11 protein-coding genes, 3 rRNA genes and 1 pseudogene are annotated in these 22042 nt (G+C 63.2%); 8 read left to right on the top strand and 7 right to left on the bottom strand.

The features are described 5' to 3' along the window. Window positions 1–44: 44 nt before the first annotated feature. Window positions 45–1132, bottom strand: a pseudogene (locus tag QFZ33_RS07330) (pyridine nucleotide-disulfide oxidoreductase). 125 nt (window positions 1133–1257) lie between these two features. After that, window positions 1258–1467 carry a DUF2945 domain-containing protein gene (locus QFZ33_RS07325; protein ID WP_307026176.1) on the bottom strand — a complete coding sequence of 70 codons (210 nt, stop codon included), beginning with the start codon at window positions 1465–1467 and terminating at the stop codon, window positions 1258–1260. 372 nt (window positions 1468–1839) lie between these two features. On the opposite strand from QFZ33_RS07325, the gene QFZ33_RS07320 reads away from it, so the two are divergent. The 5 genes from QFZ33_RS07320 to QFZ33_RS07300 all read left to right on the top strand — a co-directional run bounded on the left by QFZ33_RS07320 (window position 1840) and on the right by QFZ33_RS07300 (window position 8930). Beyond that, the gene (locus QFZ33_RS07320) at window positions 1840–3276 is read left to right on the top strand and encodes a flotillin family protein (RefSeq protein WP_307026175.1); all 1437 of its coding nucleotides are present in this window, start codon (window positions 1840–1842) and stop codon (window positions 3274–3276) included. A gap of 40 nt (window positions 3277–3316) precedes the next feature. Next, window positions 3317–3562 (top strand): hypothetical protein, encoded by a 246-nt coding sequence (locus QFZ33_RS07315; protein ID WP_307026174.1) that lies wholly within the window; start codon window positions 3317–3319, stop codon window positions 3560–3562. Between the two features lie 80 nt (window positions 3563–3642). After that, the gene (locus QFZ33_RS07310; protein WP_307026172.1) at window positions 3643–4884 is read left to right on the top strand and encodes a glycosyltransferase family 4 protein; all 1242 of its coding nucleotides are present in this window, start codon (window positions 3643–3645) and stop codon (window positions 4882–4884) included. Continuing rightward, window positions 4881–6263, top strand: coding sequence for a UDP-glucose dehydrogenase family protein (locus QFZ33_RS07305; RefSeq protein WP_307026170.1), 1383 nt, complete (start codon window positions 4881–4883; stop codon window positions 6261–6263). The genes QFZ33_RS07310 and QFZ33_RS07305 overlap by 4 nt, the downstream gene beginning before the upstream one ends. 513 nt (window positions 6264–6776) lie before the next feature. Beyond that, entirely contained in the window at window positions 6777–8930 is a 2154-nt protein-coding gene (locus QFZ33_RS07300; RefSeq protein ID WP_307026168.1) for a putative bifunctional diguanylate cyclase/phosphodiesterase, read from the top strand. Between the two features lie 500 nt (window positions 8931–9430). Here the strand turns inward: QFZ33_RS07300 and QFZ33_RS07295 are convergent, their stop codons facing one another. The 4 genes from QFZ33_RS07295 to QFZ33_RS07280 form a co-directional block, all read right to left on the bottom strand. Then, window positions 9431–10285: an SDR family NAD(P)-dependent oxidoreductase gene (locus QFZ33_RS07295; protein WP_307026166.1), complete on the bottom strand. Its 855-nt coding sequence runs from the start codon at window positions 10283–10285 to the stop codon at window positions 9431–9433. Window positions 10286–10552: 267 nt separating this feature from the next. Continuing rightward, a 5S ribosomal RNA gene (rrf, locus tag QFZ33_RS07290) occupies window positions 10553–10669 on the bottom strand. A 232-nt stretch (window positions 10670–10901) separates the two neighbouring features. Beyond that, window positions 10902–14028 (bottom strand): 23S ribosomal RNA (locus QFZ33_RS07285). A gap of 536 nt (window positions 14029–14564) precedes the next feature. Next, window positions 14565–16089 (bottom strand): 16S ribosomal RNA (locus QFZ33_RS07280). Together the 16S, 23S and 5S rRNA genes form the textbook arrangement of a ribosomal RNA operon. Window positions 16090–16788: 699 nt before the next feature. On the opposite strand from QFZ33_RS07280, the gene QFZ33_RS07275 reads away from it, so the two are divergent. The 3 genes from QFZ33_RS07275 to QFZ33_RS07265 all read left to right on the top strand — a co-directional run bounded on the left by QFZ33_RS07275 (window position 16789) and on the right by QFZ33_RS07265 (window position 21113). Beyond that, window positions 16789–17046, top strand: a complete 258-nt coding sequence (locus QFZ33_RS07275) for a hypothetical protein (RefSeq protein WP_307026164.1) — start codon at window positions 16789–16791, stop codon at window positions 17044–17046. 141 nt (window positions 17047–17187) lie between these two features. Further along, window positions 17188–18585, top strand: a complete 1398-nt coding sequence (locus tag QFZ33_RS07270) for a GAF domain-containing serine/threonine-protein kinase (RefSeq protein ID WP_307026162.1) — start codon at window positions 17188–17190, stop codon at window positions 18583–18585. A 179-nt stretch (window positions 18586–18764) separates the two neighbouring features. Further along, window positions 18765–21113 carry a multicopper oxidase domain-containing protein gene (locus tag QFZ33_RS07265; RefSeq protein ID WP_307026160.1) on the top strand — a complete coding sequence of 783 codons (2349 nt, stop codon included), beginning with the start codon at window positions 18765–18767 and terminating at the stop codon, window positions 21111–21113. A gap of 81 nt (window positions 21114–21194) precedes the next feature. On the opposite strand, the gene QFZ33_RS07260 is transcribed toward QFZ33_RS07265, so the two are convergent. After that, the gene (locus QFZ33_RS07260; RefSeq protein WP_307026158.1) at window positions 21195–21950 is read right to left on the bottom strand and encodes a ZIP family metal transporter; all 756 of its coding nucleotides are present in this window, start codon (window positions 21948–21950) and stop codon (window positions 21195–21197) included. Window positions 21951–22042: the final 92 nt, after the last annotated feature.

Genomic DNA, 22042 nt, shown 5'->3' with positions numbered 1-22042 from the left:
GTTCGTTTGTGGTGAGGTGGCGGGGGTCAGGCAGTAGCGCGGGCTCAGGCCCGGCCCTTCAGGATCAGGTTCCAATAGATTCCAGGAAAAAGGTCGCGCTCGAGGATCCAGGTGGAATGCCGCTCCTTCGCCACGCCGACTTTGGGGATCGAGGGCATCGGCTTGTACTCGTCGTCGAACTCGGCGAACACGACCGTTGACCGAGACACGGTGAAGGGGCAAGCGGAGTAGCCGTTGTACTTGGACTTAGGCTCCTCACCTCTTATGACCGCTTTAAGGTTCTTGGCCAGCACGGTGGTCTGTTTCCGCAGGGCGGCGCCAGCCTTCGAGTTTTTGGTGCCAGCGGCGTCGCCAAGGGACCAGACGTTCGGGTACCTGGGGTGACGGAGCGTCTCGGGATCCACTTCCACGAAGCCGCCGTCGTCACCGGCTGCCGGCAATTCCGTGGACTTGAGCCAGTCAGGCGCCGACTGCGGCGGCACCGCGTGCAGGACGTCGTAACCGAGGCTCTCGCTGGAGCCGCTGACGGAGTTGCGGATTTGCAGGCCGCGGGCAGCTGCGTCTACGGCGGTCACCTCGCTGTTGCAGCGCAGCTCGATGCCGTACTCGGCGATCTTGCGGTTCAATTCCTCGTCCACGCCGGCCACCCCGTAGACGGTGGGGGTCGGCACCACCATCACCACCCGGATGTTGGGCAGCACTCCCTGCTGGCGCCAGTAGTCGCAGGCAAGATACATGGGCTTCTGCGAGGCGCCGCCGCATTTGACCGGTCCCGAGGGCATGGTGAATACGGCCGTTCCGCCCGTCAGCCCGCTGAGCAGGGCCCAGGTCTTCGGGGCCAGCTCATACACATAATTAGAGGAGGCATGGGGCGACTCCATGGCCTCGGCCAGTCCCGGCACGGTTTGATGTCCACGGCGCTGTCCGGAATCCAGGTCACGCCCTTCGGCATGACGGACTCCTGCGGGCGCACGGCTTCGGCGGCCTCGGCGGTACCGCCGCCGATGTGCGAGAACAGCGGCTGAAAGAGGTGCCTGCCGCTGGGTTCCACCACCGCCACGTCGCGGACACCGTAGCGCCGCAGCCGCGCAGCCAGCGATATCCCGGCGTTCCCGCCGCCGACCACCAGCACGTTGTACCGTCGTCGTCCGTTGCTGGCGGGCCCGGAGGTCCCGGCGGCCTCGGCACGGTTCCCGAGCGACGGCGGAACGGGCGGTGTGCTGGAACGCGGAGGACCTGATTCCGGTGCCATCAGAACTAGCCCTTCTTTTCCGTCAGGGCGCCCGCCTTGTGCACGGCTCTTGCCCCCGACTTTGCGGACTCCACAACATACTGGGGTTCGTCGTCGCTGGCCCGGTGGGTGTGGCCGTCGAGTTCGAAGTCGCTTGTTTTCTTTTCCACAATCCTGCCGTGGGTCTTTCCCTGCGGAGTGTTCCACTCCACTTCGGTGCCCTTGGTCAGTGCCACACGTGCTCCTCGAGTCGGGATCGGGGTTCGAGATCTGGTGGATCAGGATCTGGTGGATCAGGATCTGGCGAGCTGGAACTGGCGAGCTGGATCTGGAACGTTGGGACCGGCGTCGACCATCAGGACCGACACTACAGCCGGTGGCAGTGACCGGCCAGAGCCGGTGCCGATCGGATGCGCCTGAGAGCTCGCGCTCCTACCGCCGCCGGAATCGCTGGACTATGCCCCGGCGCACCACCAGACTGTCTATTACAGCTGGTCATGCCGCATTTGTGGGGTTGCCGGTTCCGCAAGTCCGCGCCCTACCCGCCGGGATTTTCCGGCTGAGTAGGGCCCAACCTCATTCGGCCTTCGCACTGAGAGGACACCGCCATGGAGAACCTGGCAGCCATCCTTCCGCTGATTATCACTGTTGTCTCGGTGCTTCTGGGCATTCTGGTTATTTGGCTGGCCGTCAGACTGATGTGGAAGGTGGCCGAACCGAACGAGGCCCTCATCATTTCCGGACTGACGCGCGGGACCCTGGAAAGCACCGACGGGATGGACTTCAAGATCGTCACCGGCAAGGGCGCACTGGTGGTTCCGGGCCTGCAGACCGTCCGGACGCTGTCCCTCACGCTGAACGAGACGGAGCTGAAGGTCTCCTGCGTCACGTCCCAGGGTATCCAGGTGATCGTTGAAGGCGTCGTCATTTACAAAATCGGGGACGCCCCGGCGTTCATTGCCAATGCCGCCCGAAGGTTTCTTGGCCAGCAGCCGAAAATGGAAAGCCAGGTGTACAACGTCTTCGAGGGCCATCTGCGTTCCATTATCGGCAGCATGACCATGGAGGAAATTATCCGCGAGCGCGACAAGTTGGCGTCCCAGGTCCGCGGCGCGAGCGGTGTGGAAATGGAAAAGCTGGGACTCGTAGTTGATTCCCTGCAGATTAAGGACCTCCAGGACCCGACGGGCTACATCCAGAACATCGCCAAGCCGCACATCGCCCAGGTCAAGATGGAGGCCCGCATCGCGGAGGCCACCCGCAACCGCGAGGCCGCGGAGCGGGAAGCCGAGGCTGCCGCACAGGTCGCCGACGCGCAGAGCCTGTCCGCCATCAGACAGTCGGCGGCGCAGGCCAACGCGGAACGGGCAAGGGCCAATGCGGCACAGGCCGGCCCGCTGGCAGACGCCACCGCCCGCCAGCAGGTGGTGGTGCAGGAAACCGAGGTGGCCAAGCTCGAGGCAGACCGCGAGGAACAGAAGCTGCAGACCACCATCCGCAAGCCCGCCGACGCCAAGGCGTACGCACAGCGCACCGAGGCGGAGGCGCAGAAGGCCGCGGACATCAGCGCAGCCGAAGCCCGTGCCAAGCGGACGGAGCTCGAGGCCCAGGCCAATGCCCGCCGGGTGGAAGTGGAGGCGCAGGCCAGCGCGAGCGCAGCCGCGGCCATGGCCGGAGCCACCCGCGTGACAGGCGAAGCCGAGGCGGCGGCCACCAAGGCGCGCGGCGATGCCGCGGCGTCCGCCATCCAGGCCAAGGCGCTGGCAGAGGCGGAGGGGATCAAGGCCCGCGGCGAGGCGCTGGAGAGCAACCAGGATGCCGTCATTGCCCAGCAGCTGGCGGAGAACATGCCGGCCATTGTGGCGGCGGCGGCCGAGCCGTTTGGACACGTGGACCAGCTCACCGTCCTGAACGGCGCGGACGGCCTAAACAGCATGGTTGGCGGAATCCTCACCCAGGCGGGCTCATTCCTGCCGCGACTGTCAGGTGCTCTGAAAAACGGGCAGAACCACGCCAAGCAGCCGCCGAAGCAGCCCGGCGCCTAAGAACAGTGCCGAAGGAAGCCGAGGGAAGCCGAGCGACACAGTGCACAGAAATGTTGACCGGAGCCTGACCGGGAAGATCGGCAGGGTGAGCGGACAGGTTGGCCCCGGAACCGTGGGCGAGGTCATGCTCGCCTACCGCGGCGGCACCAGCGCTTTCCATGCCTACCCGTTCGACAAGGTCAGTGTCTTCACGGTGGGAGACGAGGTACTGGTCATCTACTTCGAACCGCCGCAGACCGTCTTCGTGGATGAGTTGCCGGACGTCCTTCGCCACGAGGGACGGTAGCCCCGCCTGTTAATCCAACCTTCCCTTCCCGGTCACGCATGCTCCCCCGCACCGTTAGACGGCGGGAACACCGTTGAGGTGTGAGGATCGCTATCGTTGCCGAATCATTCCTGCCGCTGATGAACGGAGTCACGCACTCCATCCTGCGGGTGCTTGAGCATCTGCAGGAGCGGGGCGATGAGGTGCTGGTGATTGCGCCGTCGACGTCGGACGCTGATGTTCTGGACGTTGTGCACGGCGCATTCGTGCACCGGCTGCCCTCCGTTCCGCTGGCCGGTTACACGAACGTGCGCGTGGCGCTGGGAGGTGTGTACCGGGTCAAGAGAATCCTTGCCGACTACGCACCGGACGTGGTCCACCTGGCGTCGCCGTTCGTGCTCGGCTGGCGGGCGGCGCAGGCCGCGCATCAGCTGGGGATCCCCACGGTGGCCATCTACCAGACCGAGGTTCCCAGCTACGCCGCCCGGTACGGGGTGCCGTTCCTGGAGAACTGGGCCTGGAACCGGGTGGAAAACATTCATCTCCTGGCGTCCCGGACGCTGGTGCCGTCCACGTTCGCGCTGAACCAGTTGCGCGGCCGCGGAATTCTTCGGGTGGGCATGTGGCGGCGCGGTGTGGATACCGCGCGTTTTGCGCCGGGAAAGCGCGACGACGGCTGGCGGGATTCCGTGGCGCCTGCCGGCGAGCGGATCATCGGCTACGTCGGCCGGCTGGCAGTGGAGAAGCAGGTGGAGGATCTTGCCGCGCTGGCAGACGTTCCGGGCACCCGCCTGGTGATCGTGGGCGACGGTCCGCAGCGGGCGGCGCTGGAGGAGGCCCTTCCCACCGCGGTGTTCACCGGCTTCCTCGGCGGCGAGGAGCTGGCCCGGGCCATGGCGTCGTTCGATCTGTTCGTCCACCCGGGCGAGTTCGAGACCTTCTGCCAGACCATCCAGGAGGCGATGGCATCCGGCGTGCCGGTGGTGGCCACTGGCCGCGGGGGCCCGCTGGATCTGGTGGAAAATTCCCGCACCGGCTGGCTCTATGAGCCCGGTGACCTGGCCGGCTTGCGCCGACATGTGATGGACCTGATGGGCGACGACGCCAAGCGCCGCGCGTTCGCGGCGGCCGCTTACGCCTCGGTCCAGGGCCGGACGTGGCCGGCCCTGTGCGCGGAGCTGGTGCGGCAGTACAAGGAGGCTATTGCCGGCATCCCGCTGGCTGATCCCGCCGAAACCAGACCCCAATCTCGACAAGCCCGATCAGCGGAACCGCTGGTTGAGCCGGTCGAAACCCGGACCGCCAAAAGCACGGCCACCCGCACCCAAGGAGCCACCCTGTGAAAATTTCCGTGATCGGCTGCGGCTACCTCGGTGCCGTCCATGCTGCCACCCTCGCCTCCATGGGCCACACCGTGGTGGGGATCGACGTCGACCCCGCACGCGTCGAGCAACTAGCAGCCGGCCGGGCCCCCTTCTTCGAACCGGGGCTCGACGAGCTCCTGCGCGACGGCCGCGCCACCGGCCGCCTCAGCTTCTCCACGGGCTTTGCCGACGCCGCCGGGGCGCAGATGCACTTCCTATGCGTGGGCACGCCGCAGTCCAAGACCTCCGACGGCGCCGACCTCAGCTACCTGGTCTCCGCCACCAAAAGTCTCCTTCCGCACCTGAGCCGGGGTGCCGCCGTCGTCGGTAAATCAACCGTGCCCGTGGGCACCGTTGACCGGCTGGGGCGCATGCTCGCCGCGCGGCCGGACGTGCTGCTGGGCTGGAATCCCGAGTTCCTGCGGCAGGGCACCGCGGTGAAGGACACGCTGGTGCCGGACCGGCTGGTGTACGGGGTGCCCGGCGGCAAGGAGGGCGCGTTCGGGCGCCGTAGCGACGGGACACAGGGAGCTGCCCGCGGTGTGACCGCTGTGCTGGACGCGGTGTACGAGCCGCTGCTGCGCGCCGGCATCCCGCGGCTCGTGTGCAATTTCGCGACGGCGGAACTGATTAAGTCGGCGTCGAACGCCTACCTGGCCACGAAGGTCAGCTTCATCAACGCGATGTCGGAACTGTGCGACGCCGCCGGAGCCGACGTCACCGAACTGAGCGAGGCGATGGGCATGGATCCGCGCATCGGCAACCGCTACCTGCACGCCGGGCTGGGGTTCGGCGGGGGCTGCCTACCCAAGGACATCCGCAGTTTCCGGGCCCAGGCCCAGGCGCTGGAGGTCCGGTCCGTGGACGGCTGGATGGGTGTGGTGGACTCCATCAACGTCGGCCAGCGGGCGCGGACCGCGGAGATTGCCCGGGAACTCTGCGGCGGCATGATCGCCGGCCGGACGGTCACCGTGCTGGGCGCGGCGTTCAAGCCGGACACGGACGACACCCGCAACTCCCCCGCCCTCGACGTCGCGCTCCGGCTCGCCTCTGCCGGGGCGCACGTCACGGTGACGGACCCGAAGGCCATCAACAATTCATGGATGCGCTACCCGCAGCTGCGGTTTGAGGCCTCTGCCACGAGGGCACTTGAGGGTGCCGAGCTGGTACTGCTGCTGACCGAGTGGGCTGAGTACCGCGAACTGTCTCCGGCCGCCATCGGGCAGCTGGTACGACGCCGGACAGTGCTGGACGCACGGAACGTACTGGACGCTGCGGCGTGGCAGGCCGAAGGCTGGACGGTGCGCGGCCTCGGCACCCAGACGGCGCCGGTGGTTGGGCACGTCTCCGCTGGTTGAGTTGGGTTCGCTGGTTGAGCCTGGGTCCGCTGGTTGAGCCTGCCGAAACCAAGGACCTCCGCCGGATCTTGATCTCGACAAGCTCGATCAGCGGGGTGTCCGCCGGTTGAGCCGGCTCCGCTGGTTGAGCCTGCCGAAACCAAGGACCTCCGCCGGATCTTGATCTCGACAAGCTCGATCAGCGGGTGTCCGCTGGTTGAGCCTTCGATCTCGACAAGCTCGATCAGCGGGGTGTCCGCCGGTTGAGCCGGCTCCGCTGGTTGAGCCTGCCGAAACCAAGGACCTCCGCCGGATCTTGATCTCGACAAGCTCGATCAGCGGGTGTCCGCTGGTTGAGCCTTCGATCTCGACAAGCTCGATCAGCGGGGTGTCCGCCGGTTGAACCTTCGATCTCGACAAGCTCGATCAGCGGGTCTCCGCCGGACCTTGATCTCAACAAGCTCGATCAGCGGTACGATCTTGCTGAGGGGGTGGACGCTCAATGAGTTTTTCGCGGTCTCACGCAACGGTCGCATGACGGCGGCTTCCCCACGCCCTGAGGGGATTCCAGCCGGCAGCTACGCCGCCCTGTTCGATTCCCTGCCGGACGCGGTTCTGGTGGTCGGCAGCGACGGCGTGATCGCACAGGTCAACGCCGCCGCCGAACGGCTCTTCGGCTACGGCAGGCTTCACCTGGTGGGCCAGGATCACCGCATGCTCCTCGCCGAGGGCTACCGCAGCGGATTCGACCGCCTCTTCGCCAGCCTGCGCAGCGATCGGGAGTCCGGAGACAGCTCGGCCCCGCAGACCCCCTTCGAGTCCTACGGCCTGCGCAGCGACGGCACCGAGTTCCACGGCGAGGTGGCCTGCTCGCTGCTGGATTCCGACGGCGGCGCATCCCTGGTCGCATCAGTCCGGGCCACGTTTCACCGGCAGGAGGCCGACGCCGAGCTGCGGGAGGCGATGTCGCTGCTCAGCGCCACCCTGGAGTCGACGGCTGACGGGATCCTGGTGGTCGGTGTCGACGGAAAGATCGCCGGCATCAACGAGCAGTTCACGAAGATGTGGGGCATCCCCCGTGAGCTTATGGCCGCGGGCGACGACGCGGCCGTGATTGATTTCGTGGTGGGCCTCCTTGCGCACCCCGAGAGCTTCCTGGACAAGGTCAACGAACTGTACGCGCACCCGACCGCCGAAAGCCACGACACGTTGGAGTTCCTCGACGGCCGCACGTTCGAACGCTACTCACGGCCACAGCGGGTGGGCAACTTGGTGGTGGGCAGGGTCTGGAGCTTCCGGGATGTCACGCCGCGGCGCCGGGCCCAGGAACAGGCCCGGCAAGCGATGGCGGATCTGGCCGAACAGGCAGAGCAGCTGAAAGCCATGGCGTTTCAGGATCCGCTCACCGGGCTGGCAAACCGCAAGCTGTTCCATGACCAACTGTCCGAAGCGCTGCACGGCCGCAGTAGTACCGCCGTCGACGTTCTCCTCCTCGACCTGGACGACTTCAAGGAGGTCAACGACATTCTGGGCCACGCCGCCGGAGACCAGATGCTGGTGGAGGTGGCCCGCCGGCTGAGGGCCTGCGTCCGGCCGGATGACACTGTGGCCCGGCTGGGCGGTGACGAGTTCGTCGTGCTCCTGACCGGATCTGTGGATGCCGAGTCCGTCGCGGAGCGCATCGTGCAGTCGCTCAATGTTCCGGTGTGGATCGAAGGGACCATGCTGCGGCCCAGCCTGAGCCTGGGGATCGCGTCGCTATGCGCGGACGCGGTGGCTGCGTCGGAGCTACTGCGTCGCGCGGATGTGGCGATGTACGCGGCCAAAGCCGCCGGCAAGAACCGGTACATGCGGTTCAGGCCGGAGATGATGACGGCCCTGGTGCAGCGGACGGACATGGAGGCGGGGCTGCGGCTCGCCGTCGATAACGACGAGATCCGTGTGAGTTACCAGCCGGTTGTTTCGCCGCGGCTGGGAGAGGTGATCCAGTTCGAGGCCCTGGCCCGGTGGGAGCGCGACGGCAGGAATGTCCCGCCGTCGCAGTTCATTCCGACGGCGGAGCGCAGCGGTCTGATCTCGGTGATCGGCCTGCAAATGATGCGGGAAAGTTTCATCCAGCTGGGGCCCTGGCTTACCGGCGGCGCTGATCGTTCATTGGCGGTCAACGTGTCCGGCGTGCAGCTGCGGGACCGCGATTTCGCCGGCAATGTGCTGGCCATGGCCGAATCCCACGGCATGGATCCCAGGCAGCTGGTGCTGGAGGTGACGGAGAGCGTCTTTTTCGACGCCGACGACCACGTGATCAGCCAGCTCGCGAGCCTGCGCAGCGCCGGGGTGCGGGTTGCGCTCGATGATTTCGGCACCGGCTACTCGTCCCTGGGCCGGCTTCAGGACCTGCCCGTGGACGCGGTGAAGATCGACCAGTCCTTTGTCTCCATGGTCCGCACCGGGGCGGAGAAGCTGCCCATCCTCAGCTCCATGATCAATATGGCCCACAGCCTCGGGCTCAGCGTCACCGCGGAGGGCATCGAAACTGCCGAGCAGGCCGCCTACCTGACGGACCTGCAGTGCGACGCGCTGCAGGGCTATCTGTTCTCGGTACCTGAATCCGAGGCCGCCCTCGATCAGGCCATCAGCCGCTCAGCCGAGGCGCTTCAGGCGCTTGAGGGACTTCGCCTCCGCCGCTGATTTCAAACGGTCCCTCACCTTTCGCCGCCTAAAACCGAAACCCTCCCTCACCTTTCGCTGCCTAAACCCAAACCTTCCCTCACCTTTCGCCGCTTGCACCCAGACCCTCCCGCAGGGCCCTTCCTGAGGGGAACTTTTTGCTGTGCCCTCATTAGGCAGGAGACCTGTACTTGGACCTAGGGGAAATATGACTACGAACCAGTCGATGGGGCGCAATGAGGCGATTCTCGCTGCTTCAATCAAGCGGCGCCGCGGCCGGGGGCTTGCTGTACTCAGTCTTCTGTTGCTGGTAGTCACAGGGTGCGGAAATGGCCAGGCGGCCAGCGGCAGTGTGATTGCGGCCAAAGCCGCCGCGGCCTCAGCTACTCCGTCACCCAGCACACTTGCGTTGACTTCAAGGGCCCGTGACCGTCACTGGTTCGGACATTTACCGCCTGGACAGCAACAGTGACGGCGTAGGCTGCGAGGGCTGAATCCCGTCCCTATGGGACCAGCGCATCTCAGGCGTTGTCGAGTTCGGACGTGGCCGCCGGCTCGCCTGCACTGACAAGCTCCAGGCTGCGGTCCCAGAAGTCCCTCGCCAGCCCGGCGTCGTAGGCCTGCCTGTTGGCCTTCGCCAGCGCACGCTTGACGTAAAAGGCGCCAGACAACCAGTCCCGTCCGGGCGTGGAAGTAGCGAGCCAGACGAGCGTGTCGGCGCCCTGCTCGGCCGAGAACAGGAACCGGTTTAGGACAGTCTTGTAGGCATGGCGGAACCAGCTCGTGGACTCCGCGGCGAAGTTGGTCGCCACGACGCCGGGGTGGAAGGCGGCCACCGCAATGCCGTCCTTCCCGTAGCGGTTCTGCAGTTCGGCGGTAAACAGGATGTTCGCGAGTTTCGCGGTGCCATAAGCGCGGTTTGTCGAGTAGCTCCGCTCTGAGTTGAGATCCGTCAGATCCAGGCGCCCGAATCCGTTGGCAGCACTCGAGGTATTGATGACGGTGGCACGGCTGGCAGTGAGAATGTCCAGCAGCTCGGTCGTGAGCAGGAACGGCGCCAGGTGGTTGACCTGGAAAGTCTTCTCATGGCCGTCCGCCGTCAGCTCGTGGCCGCGCATGATCCCGCCGGCGTTGTTCACCAAAACATCAATTAGCGGGTACCTCGCCCGCAGCGCCAAGGCTAGGTCGCGCACCTGCGCCAGCTCCGCGAAGTCACAGACGAAATAGTCAACGCCCAGTTCCGAACCCACCGCTGCAGTCTTCTCCGGGGAACGCCCGACGACGACGATCCGCTCACCTGCCCGGGCCAGGTTCCGCGCGGCTGCTGCCCCGACGCCGTCGCTGGCGCCGGTGATGACGATGGTGCGCTGGGGCATAAGGTGTCCTTTGTTGGGGTTGACCCGCTGATCCATGACACGGTTCCCCACATACAACGGTGCCCGGCCTGGACATGTTCCCCTAGCGGGCCGAATACCGGGACGGGGCGCTCCATCACCTTCAAGCCGAACTCGGGAGGGTTGGGGGAAGGTCCGTTGGTTGAGCCTGTCGAAACCCGGCGCCTGGGGCGGGATCGCCTGGCGGGTTAAATGCGGGAGAGCCCCAACCATGACTGGTTGGGGCTCTCGACCGTTTTTCTAATGGTTGTCCGGCGGTGACCTACTCTCCCACACCCTCCCGGGTGCAGTACCATCGGCGCTGTGGGTCTTAGCTTCCGGGTTCGGAATGGGACCGGGCGTTTCCCCCACGCTATGACCGCCGTAACCCTGTGTCCCGTGCCCCGGTGTGTGCCGGGGTGGGAAAACTTGTGGTTACACACGTTGCTGCAGGTTGTTGCAGCTGTGGTGTTGTTATTGAGTTGTTGGTTTCCTGGACCGTGAAACCCGGTGGCGGGTTTGTTGGTTGGGAACCACATAGTGGACGCAAGCAGTCTTGTTTCTTTTTACTCTCCCCCTGGTGTGAACGTCTTTTGAATCCGTTCACGAAGAAGAGTGTGTGGTGTAAGTTATCGGCCTATTAGTACCGGTCAGCTTCACGAGTCGTTAGTCCTCGCTTCCACATCCGGCCTATCAACCCAGTGGTCTGGCTGGGGGCCTCTCACACACAAGGTGTATGGAAATCTCATCTCGAAGCGAGCTTCCCGCTTAGATGCTTTCAGCGGTTATCCCATCCGAACGTAGCTAATCAGCGGTGCACTTGGCAGTACAACTGACACACCAGAGGTTCGTCCGTCCCGGTCCTCTCGTACTAAGGACAGCCCTTCTCAAATTTCCTGCGCGCGCAGCGGATAGGGACCGAACTGTCTCACGACGTTCTAAACCCAGCTCGCGTACCGCTTTAATGGGCGAACAGCCCAACCCTTGGGACCTACTCCAGCCCCAGGATGCGACGAGCCGACATCGAGGTGCCAAACCATGCCGTCGATATGGACTCTTGGGCAAGATCAGCCTGTTATCCCCGAGGTACCTTTTATCCGTTGAGCGACGGCCATTCCACAATGTACCGCCGGATCACTAGTCCCGACTTTCGTCCCTGCTCGAGATGTCTCTCTCACAGTCAAGCTCCCTTGTGCACTTACACTCGACACCTGATTGCCAACCAGGCTGAGGGAACCTTTGGGCGCCTCCGTTACTTTTTAGGAGGCAACCGCCCCAGTTAAACTACCCATCAGGCACTGTCCCTGACCCGGATTACGGGCCGAAGTTAGATGTCCAAAGTGACCAGAGTGGTATTTCAACGATGACTCCACCCGAACTGGCGTCCGGGCTTCAACGTCTCCCACCTATCCTACACAAGCCACTCCGAACACCAATACCAAACTATAGTAAAGGTCTCGGGGTCTTTCCGTCCTGCTGCGCGTAACGAGCATCTTTACTCGTACTGCAATTTCGCCGAGTTTATGGTTGAGACAGCGGGGAAGTCGTTACTCCATTCGTGCAGGTCGGAACTTACCCGACAAGGAATTTCGCTACCTTAGGATGGTTATAGTTACCACCGCCGTTTACTGGGGCTTAAATTCTCAGCTTCGCCTTGCGGCTAACCGGTCCTCTTAACCTTCCAGCACCGGGCAGGAGTCAGTCCGTATACATCGTCTTGCGACTTCGCACGGACCTGTGTTTTTAGTAAACAGTCGCTTCCCCCTGGTCTCTGCGGCCCCGATCCCCTCCCACCAGCAAGTGGTGTTCAAGGTTGGGGCCCCCCTTCTCCCGAAGTTACGGGGGCATTTTGCCGAGTTCCTTAACCATAATTCTCTCGATCGCCTTAGTATTCTCTACCTGATCACCTGTGTCGGTTTGGGGTACGGGCGGCTAAAACCTCGCGCCGATGCTTTTCTAGGCAGCATAGGATCACCGAATCCCCCCTTTACGGGAGTCCCGTCAGATCTCAGGCACATGAACAGCGGATTTGCCTACCGTTCGCCCTACATCCTTGGACCGGGACAACCATCGCCCGGCTCGGCTACCTTCCTGCGTCACACCTGTTAATACGCTTGCCTCCCAGGATCAGGTCCCGCGCTCCACCAAAACCCTTCCATCCAAAGGACGGTCGGGCAGGTCTCGGGCGGTTAGTATCCCCTGTTCAACATGGGCGGTTTTTCGCCGGTACGGGAATATCAACCCGTTGTCCATCGACTACGCCTGTCGGCCTCGCCTTAGGTCCCGACTTACCCAGGGCAGATTAGCTTGACCCTGGAACCCTTGATCATCCGGCGGACGGGTTTCTCACCCGTCTTTCGCTACTCATGCCTGCATTCTCACTCGTGTAGGCTCCACCGCTGGTTTACACCGCGACTTCACCGCCCACACGACGCTCCCCTACCCATCCACACTCCTGAACCACGAAGGCTTGGAAAATATGTGAATGCCACAACTTCGGCGGTGTACTTGAGCCCCGCTACATTGTCGGCGCGGAATCACTTGACCAGTGAGCTATTACGCACTCTTTTAAGGATGGCTGCTTCTAAGCCAACCTCCTGGTTGTCTTCGCAACTCCACATCCTTTCCCACTTAGCACACGCTTAGGGGCCTTAGTTGGTGGTCTGGGCTGTTTCCCTCTCGACTATGAAGCTTATCCCCCACAGTCTCACTGCTGCGCTCTCACTTACCGGCATTCGGAGTTTGGCTGACGTCAGTAACCTTGTAGGGCCCATTAGCCATCCAGTAGCTCTACCTCCGGTAAGAAACACGCAACGCTGCACCTAAATGCATTTCGGGGAGAACCAGCTATCACGAAGTTTGATTGGCCTTTCACCCCTACCCACAGCTCATCCCCTCCATTTTCAACTGAAGTGGGTTCGGTCCTCCACGACGTCTTACCGTCGCTTCAACCTGGCCATGGGTAGATCACTTCGCTTCGGGTCTAGATCACGCCACTGCAACGCCCTGTTCAGACTCGCTTTCGCTACGGCTTCCCCACACGGGTTAACCTCGCGACGTAACACTAACTCGCAGGCTCATTCTTCAAAAGGCACGCCGTCACCAGAATCAGACTGGCTCCGACGGATTGTAAGCACACGGTTTCAGGTACTGTTTCACTCCCCTCCCGGGGTACTTTTCACCTTTCCCTCACGGTACTGGTCCGCTATCGGTCATTAGGGAGTATTTAGGCTTATCAGGTGGTCCTGACAGATTCACACGGGATTTCTCGGGCCCCGTGCTACTTGGGATACTCATCAAAGGCGGTGCACAGCATTACGGTTACGGGGCTCACACCCTCTACGGCCGGCCTTTCAAGACCGTTCACCTATACCAGCACTCACACCTCCCCGGTCCGGCAGAACCAGGACAACAAGTCCCACAACCCCGCCCATGCAACGCCCGCCGGCTATCACACATGGGTCGGTTTAGCCTGATCCGCGTTCGCTCGCCACTACTAACGGAATCACTGTTGTTTTCTCTTCCTGCGGGTACTGAGATGTTTCACTTCCCCGCGTTCCCTCCACGCACCCTATGTGTTCAGATGCGGGTCACCAGATCACTCGCGCGTCTGGCGGGGTTTCCCCATTCGGACACCCTGGGATCACAGTCCGGTTATCGACTCCCCCAGGCTTATCGCAGATTCCTACGTCCTTCTTCGGCTCCTAATGCCAAGGCATCCACCGTGTGCTCTTAAAAACTTGACCACAAAAGATCAAGGAGTAATTTTCGAGAGAACCATGAAAACCACCCAGGCCCGCCACACCCCGAAAGGCGAGACCAGCCCGGACAGATCCAGGTTCATATTCTTGGAAATTGCTTCTTATAAAAGATGCTCGCGTCCACTATGTAGTTCTCAAACAACAACCCCGTACCACACACCCCACACACACCCCCCAAAAAAAGGGGGCAAACCATGCGATCGGTGCAGCCAGGAAACCAGAAACAAACAAAACCCGGACACAAGGGAAAAAACCCCGCCCCCGGCCCTGTTGCCTCAGGACCCAACAGTGTGCCAAACACTAAACCGCATCACCCCGCCCCGCACCGTTCCAGGACAGCCACCCCCGAAAGGGAACCCGTCCGTACTAGACACAGGACAAAACCACGCGGCCGCTATTCGTTGATATTCCACCCATGAGCACCCGCCGCAGAACGATCGCCTGCGCAGCGGGCCTTTACTCCTGACAAACCACACACCCCGCATACACGGAAAAAGCATGGGCCTGTAGGTGCTCCTTAGAAAGGAGGTGATCCAGCCGCACCTTCCGGTACGGCTACCTTGTTACGACTTAGTCCCAATCGCCAGTCCCACCTTCGACGGCTCCCTCCCACAAGGGGTTAGGCCACCGGCTTCGGGTGTTACCAACTTTCGTGACTTGACGGGCGGTGTGTACAAGGCCCGGGAACGTATTCACCGCAGCGTTGCTGATCTGCGATTACTAGCGACTCCGACTTCATGGGGTCGAGTTGCAGACCCCAATCCGAACTGAGACCGGCTTTTTGGGATTAGCTCCACCTCACAGTATCGCAACCCTTTGTACCGGCCATTGTAGCATGCGTGAAGCCCAAGACATAAGGGGCATGATGATTTGACGTCGTCCCCACCTTCCTCCGAGTTGACCCCGGCAGTCTCCCATGAGTCCCCACCACTACGTGCTGGCAACATGGAACGAGGGTTGCGCTCGTTGCGGGACTTAACCCAACATCTCACGACACGAGCTGACGACAACCATGCACCACCTGTGAACCGGCCCCAAAGGAGAAACCACATTTCTGCGGCGATCCGGTCCATGTCAAGCCTTGGTAAGGTTCTTCGCGTTGCATCGAATTAATCCGCATGCTCCGCCGCTTGTGCGGGCCCCCGTCAATTCCTTTGAGTTTTAGCCTTGCGGCCGTACTCCCCAGGCGGGGCACTTAATGCGTTAGCTACGGCGCGGAAAACGTGGAATGTCCCCCACACCTAGTGCCCAACGTTTACGGCATGGACTACCAGGGTATCTAATCCTGTTCGCTCCCCATGCTTTCGCTCCTCAGCGTCAGTTAATGCCCAGAGACCTGCCTTCGCCATCGGTGTTCCTCCTGATATCTGCGCATTTCACCGCTACACCAGGAATTCCAGTCTCCCCTACATCACTCTAGTCTGCCCGTACCCACCGCAGATCCGGAGTTGAGCCCCGGACTTTCACGGCAGACGCGACAAACCGCCTACGAGCTCTTTACGCCCAATAATTCCGGATAACGCTTGCGCCCTACGTATTACCGCGGCTGCTGGCACGTAGTTAGCCGGCGCTTCTTCTGCAGGTACCGTCACTTTCGCTTCTTCCCTACTGAAAGAGGTTTACAACCCGAAGGCCGTCATCCCTCACGCGGCGTCGCTGCATCAGGCTTTCGCCCATTGTGCAATATTCCCCACTGCTGCCTCCCGTAGGAGTCTGGGCCGTGTCTCAGTCCCAGTGTGGCCGGTCACCCTCTCAGGCCGGCTACCCGTCGTCGCCTTGGTGAGCCATTACCTCACCAACAAGCTGATAGGCCGCGAGTCCATCCAAAACCGCAAAAGCTTTCCACCCCCCACCATGCGATGAGGAGTCATATCCGGTATTAGACCCAGTTTCCCAGGCTTATCCCAGAGTCAAGGGCAGGTTACTCACGTGTTACTCACCCGTTCGCCACTAATCCCCGGTGCAAGCACCGGATCATCGTTCGACTTGCATGTGTTAAGCACGCCGCCAGCGTTCATCCTGAGCCAGGATCAAACTCTCCGTTGAAGTAAAACAGACACAACCAGGCACCACGGAAATAACGCGGAACCAGGCTGCACAAAATTTGAAACCAGCCAAAAACACCAGACCACACCACGGAGGTGGCAGGCCCGGCAAATTCAACCAATTTAATAAAAAATCGGTATCAACAAACTTGGCACACTATTGAGTTCTCAAACAACAGACACACCCGGCACCACCCAAACTTCCGTTCAGGATCGCTCCGGAGCAACTTTTCAAACTTACCCGGTCCGGCGAAGCTTTGCAAACCAGCGTTTCCGCGATTTCCGCTTGCAGGAAGGTCCCCGGCCCGTCCGCGGCACACAGTTCAGTGCGCCATTTTCAGGCTGTTAGAAAGGGGGTCGGTCGCTATCTTTCCGCTTCAGCGGCGGCGACTCGAAAGACTCTACACGGCCCCCGAGGCCCGCGCAAATCGGGCCCCCGAGGTGCAGCCTTCCCTGCTAGCCCAGGGCGGGATCGCAACGAGCCCAGTCAGTTTCAGGCACCACCAGATGCACCCGACAGAGCCCTGGCGTACCCTCCGGTAGCGAAGTCCCGGACAATGGTCTGCGTGTGACCGGCTCAACTAGACAGAACAGTCTGTCTCGCATAAATTTCAGGTAGATCGCTGGCCGCTATGGGCAGAGATCCGTTATCGCTGAAGCAGAAACGGCGGATCAATGTGCATGCCTCAGAGGAGCCAAAATGGATGCCACCCAGTTTCACTCATTTATCGCCGAAGCCCTGACTACCGAGCGGGAAACCGACACGGTCCTCGGCCCCGACGAGCTCTATGGCCTCTACACCAGCTGGTGCCTGATTCATGAGTTGCAGCCAGCCGCCCCCGACTCCTTGTTCACAGCCGTTAGGGAGCGCGGCATCGATCCGGAGAACTGCGAGCTGGCCATGACCGGCCCGGCAGCCGCCGACTACATCCTGGCCAGCGCCCCCAGCCTCATCTAGGCCAAACCACCGAAAGAGCCGATGCAAGTCGGCTCTTTCGGTGTACTCAAAACTCTGCATCTGGCACACACTGCTGTCGCACCGCTTCAACGCACGAATATCGCCGGCCCCGGGGGCCCGGCGGGAAATCAAAGGTACCTCATGGCCGTACAACCCGGCATTGCACAAGGCGCAGTCATCGGCGGAAGGTACCGGGTGGTGGAACAGATCGGTTCCGGCGCCATGGCCAACGTGTACCGGGCGGTCGACGAGTCCCTCGAGCGCGAGGTGGCCCTCAAAGTCATCAACAGAAGCAACGCGGCTCACGAAACAGCACGGGACGATGACGCCGAAGTCAAAGTCCTGGCGGCCCTGAACCATCACAGCCTGATCACCCTCCTTGACGCCGGCGTGGACCGGGGAGAGCCCGGCCGCACCCGCATTTACCTGGTGATGGAGCTGGTGGAAGGCCCGGATCTCAAGCGCCGCCTCGCCGAAGGCCCGTTGTCCTCCCGCCATACTGCCGAGATCGGCTACGACGTGGCGGATGCCTTGGCCTACATCCATAAAAGTGGCGTGGTTCACCGGGACGTGAAACCGGGCAATATCCTGGTCTTCGACTACCAGCACGACACCGCCCGGATGCACGCAAAACTGACGGATTTCGGCATCGCGCTCATGGCTGACGCCCAGGACCTGCACGACGGCGGCTTCCTTGGCACCGCGGGCTACCTCAGCCCGGAGCAGGCGAAGGCCGAGCCCTTGGGACCACCAAGTGACGTGTACTCCCTGGGGCTGGTGCTGCTCGAGTCCCTGACCGGACAGCAGGCCTTCCCGGGCGACCCCCTGCAGAGCGCCCTCGCCCGCCTGATGGACGACCCCCACATCCCTGACGACGTCGAGCCTGAGTGGCGGCTCCTCCTGGCCGCCATGACAGCACGGAACCCGGAGGACAGGCCGTCGACCACCGAGGTGAGCCAGGCCCTGTATGAGCTCTCGCTGAGCAGCCGCGGAAAGCACAAGGTTGACGCCACCGTCGTTCCCGCCGACGAGGAAGCCCGGATGGAGGCCGTGCACAGCTACGGCATCCTCGACACTCCCCCGGACGGCGCCTTCGACAGGATCACTGCCCTGACTGCCAGGCTGTTCTCGGTGCCGGTGGCCATTGTGTCGATCGTCGATCATGACCGGATCTGGTTCAAGTCCCACCACGGACTGGACGTGGAGCAGATCAGCAGGGATCCGGGGCTCTGCGCGTCGGCAATCCTGCAGGACGACCTTTGGGTGGTGGAGAACGCGCCGGAGGACCCGCGGACGCTGCTCAATCCGCTGGTCGCTGGCGAGTTCGGCCTTAAATTCTACGCCGGCGCTCCCCTCAAGACCCGGAACGGCTACAACCTGGGCACCCTCTGCATCCTGGACTTCCAACCCCGCACCATGACCGGCGAGGACAGTGCAAACCTGCGGGACCTGGCCGCAGTGGTCATGACTGACCTCGACCTGCGGCTTGAGGCAGCCGCCGGGCGGACCGCACCGCTGGATACCGGCGTCGTAACTTAGGGGCGTGAACAGCGCCGCCGGTGCGGCCCATGTAAGGACATGAGCCTTGTCGGCGGCGGTCCCAAGCTTTCCCTAGGCTCCAGCCATAACCATGGGGGCAGTCTGAAAGCGCAATTGGGGGCGAACGTGGACTTGCATTTCAATTTAGCTCCGGTCCCCAGCACACTGGGAGGTCGGGCGTGGCTATTCTGGACATCCACATCAACGACGGATTCGTTCCTATGGTGGACGGATCACTGGTCTACCACCGTGGCTTCGGGGAACGCCGCACGGCATTAAACGATCCGAACCCGGCGGTGGCCATGAGCCCGAGGGTCATCACCGCCAACGGACGGGTGGTTGCCAGCAGGACGTACCCGCTGGGCGCTCCTGTGCCGCCGCATGGGAGGCCCGCGCCGTTGCGGCCGGACCCGGCATTCCCCCGGCAGATCCTTGCCCGGCGGGGGTATTGGGCCAGCTTCTTTCCGCCCCGGACGTTGATAGCGGAGACCGGGAGCACCATCGAAATCATGGTGCATAACAACCTCGCGCAGCCGCACGAGATGCGGTTCCATAGTGCCGGACCGGGCGGGGCCGACGTCGGCTCTGGACCGGTCGCGCCGGGAAAATCGAAGCTGCTGCGGTTTCCGGCGCCCCTGCCCGGGACCTACGTCTACACCGACCCGGGCAACCAGCCCGTGGAAAGAACACTTGGCCTGTACGGGGCCCTGGTGGTGATCGACCCGCGCAATGCCTGGCGGCTGGCCCCGGGCGCCGCGGAGTTCGAACGCCAGTGGCTGTGGCTGTGCCATGACGTGGACTCCAACTGGGCCCGCATCGCCTCGAGAGGGCAGACGGTGGATCCGCTGGCCGTTCCGGCGGTTCCGAACTATTTCACACTCAACGGGTTCGCCGGGTTCCAGTCGCTGGCCGTCACCGATGATCTGGAGTTCAACGAGCGGCGGCATCAGGACACGCTTCCTTCAGGCCACCCCCGCGAGACGGATGTGCGCAACTTCAGCGCCTCCCCGTCAGCCGGGGCCATCCGCACCGGGCACCTCATGCGGATGCTCAATGCCGGCATCGCGGACCACCAGCTCCACTACCACGGCAACCATGTGTGGACCGTCCGCGCGAACGGCATCGACTTTCCAAGGTCCAACGGCCGGGTATCTGCCCAGGGCGAAGTGCAACTCCAGCAGTGGGAGGACACCGTCCAGCTGCAGCCGCTGGAACGCAAGGAGGCCATACTTCCGGTCAGGCGGCCGCCGGAGGTGATCGATCAGGTATGGAACGCGAGGACAGAGGACTGGACCTACCCCATGCACTGCCATGCAGAGCCGTCCCAGACCGCGCGCGGCGGGCTATACCCCGGTGGGATGGTGGCGGACTGGGTGCTGGCCGCTCAGCCCGCCCCGGCGCAAGGGACGCCGCCTACGGCCGAAGATTCACACCACACCTTCAGGAGCCAGGTGGACTTCTCGTCGGACCAGCCCCATGAGGGCAGCCCGGAAACCGAGTTTGCCCTGAAGCCTGACGTGTTCGTCGAGATGGACTTCTTCAACAGAAAGTTCACGTTCCCTGACGGCTCCGAGCATGAGATGTGGAGCTTCGAGGGCAACAAATTGGGCCGCCAGATCCCCGGGACCACGGTGCGGATGCAGGAGGGGCAACTGTTCCAGGCGACCATCAAGCCCAGCCAGAGGGTGCACACCATCCACTGGCATGGCATCGAACCGGACCCGCGGAACGACGGCGTGGGACATACGTCCTTCGAGGTCACGGGGCACTACACGTACCAGTGGAGGGCGGACGTTGCCGAACGCGGCAACCCCAACCGCGGCTCGGCGGGAACCTACTTCTACCACTGCCACGTCAACACCCCGCTCCACGTCCAGATGGGCATGTTCGGCGCGATCGTCGTCGACCCTCCGGCCAATCCAGTTATGCCCGCACCGGCAGGGACACGCCGCCACACCTTTGAAGGTCCGCTCTATGACATCGCCACGGAAACCCTGCTTGCGCCCTACTCCCTCGATCCGCGGTGGCATGAACTGAACCATGCGGCGGGGCTCAACGGTGAGGATGCCGGGCTGAACCGCTTCGAGCCCAAGCACTTCTTCCTCCTCGGCGGCAACATCCCCAGCCGGCCAAGAGGCGACGACAGAGTCTGGGCCGTCTCCCAGATGCGGGCCAACGTTGTTCGGAACGGCAAGTATCCGACGCTGATCCGCATGGTGAACGTCGATTACTTCCCCACACTGACCACGATCACGGACGCGGCGGGCAGGCCAGCCAGGATCGCCGAGCTGGTCGCTCACGACGGACGGCCCTTCTGGACCACCCCCAGGCCCACGGGCCCCGCGGTGCAGCCGTCGATCGCGGGCCAGCCGCTCCTGACCAACACCATCAAATCCGGTGCCGCGGAAAAGTTCGACTTTCTGCTGCGCCCTCCGGCTCCCGGCAAGTACATTATCAGCGTCCAGTTCCTGCACTGGATCACGTCGAAGGTTCTCGCCACCAGGACTGTCACGGTCACGGCTGTCTGACCGGTCCGTTCGGACCGGCCGTTAAAGCTCGACGGCGGGTGGACGCCAGCGTCGCCGGCCACCCGTCGTCGGGGTCACCAGCTAGCCGCCAACGTGGTGGATGGTGAAGGCGGAGAGGAAGCCCACGGCGGCCACCAGGCCGGTGAGGTTGTGGTGCTCCTCGAAGGCCTCGGGGATCATCGTGTCCGCGAGCATGGCGAGGATACCGCCGGCGGCGACGGCGGTGATGAAGGCGACCACGCTGTCGGGCGCGGTTTCCAGCGCCGTGTAGCCGATCAGCGACGCGAGCCCGCAGAGCAGGGCGATGCCGCCCCAAACGCCGAAGACGTATTTGGCGCCGCGCCCGGCCTTCTTCATGCCTGCCGTGCTGGACAGCCCTTCCGGGACGTTCGAGATGAAGACGGCGGCGAGCATGGCCGGGCTCACCGTTCCTGCAGTGACGAGGCCCAGGCCGAGGACCACCGATTCAGGGATGCCGTCCAGGAGTGCCCCGACGGCGATGGCCGTGCCGCTGCCCGGCTCGTCCTTTTCGGAGGGCTGCTGGTCCTTGGAGCGCTTCCGGTGTCTGGCTCCGGAGCGGGCCAGCAACGCGTTGGCGCCAACGTAGACTACCGCGCCGGCAAGGAAGCCGAGGACCGTGGGCCAGAGTCCCCCGCCCTGCACAGCCTCGTCCACGAGTTCGAACGCCAGCGCGGAGATGAGCACGCCGGCGCCGAACGCCATGATCGAGGAGACAAGCTTGGCGGGGATGTTCCATTTCCAGGACAGTCCCGAGCCGAGAACCAGCGCTCCGCCGGCCAGAGTTCCCCAAAACAGTGCCTGGGCCCACATGGGCATGAGTGTCCGCCTTCCCCGGCCGCGAGGCCTCGATGAGCTGGGGGCGGAGCCGATACCGCGCCCGTCCCCGGTCACGAGCATTCTCGCAGACG

The organism is Arthrobacter globiformis (assembly GCF_030815865.1).
Taxonomy (GTDB): Bacteria; Actinomycetota; Actinomycetes; order Actinomycetales; family Micrococcaceae; genus Arthrobacter; species Arthrobacter globiformis_B.
Note: the sequence above shows the minus strand (reverse complement) of the source record. Positions and strands in the feature narration are given on the sequence as shown.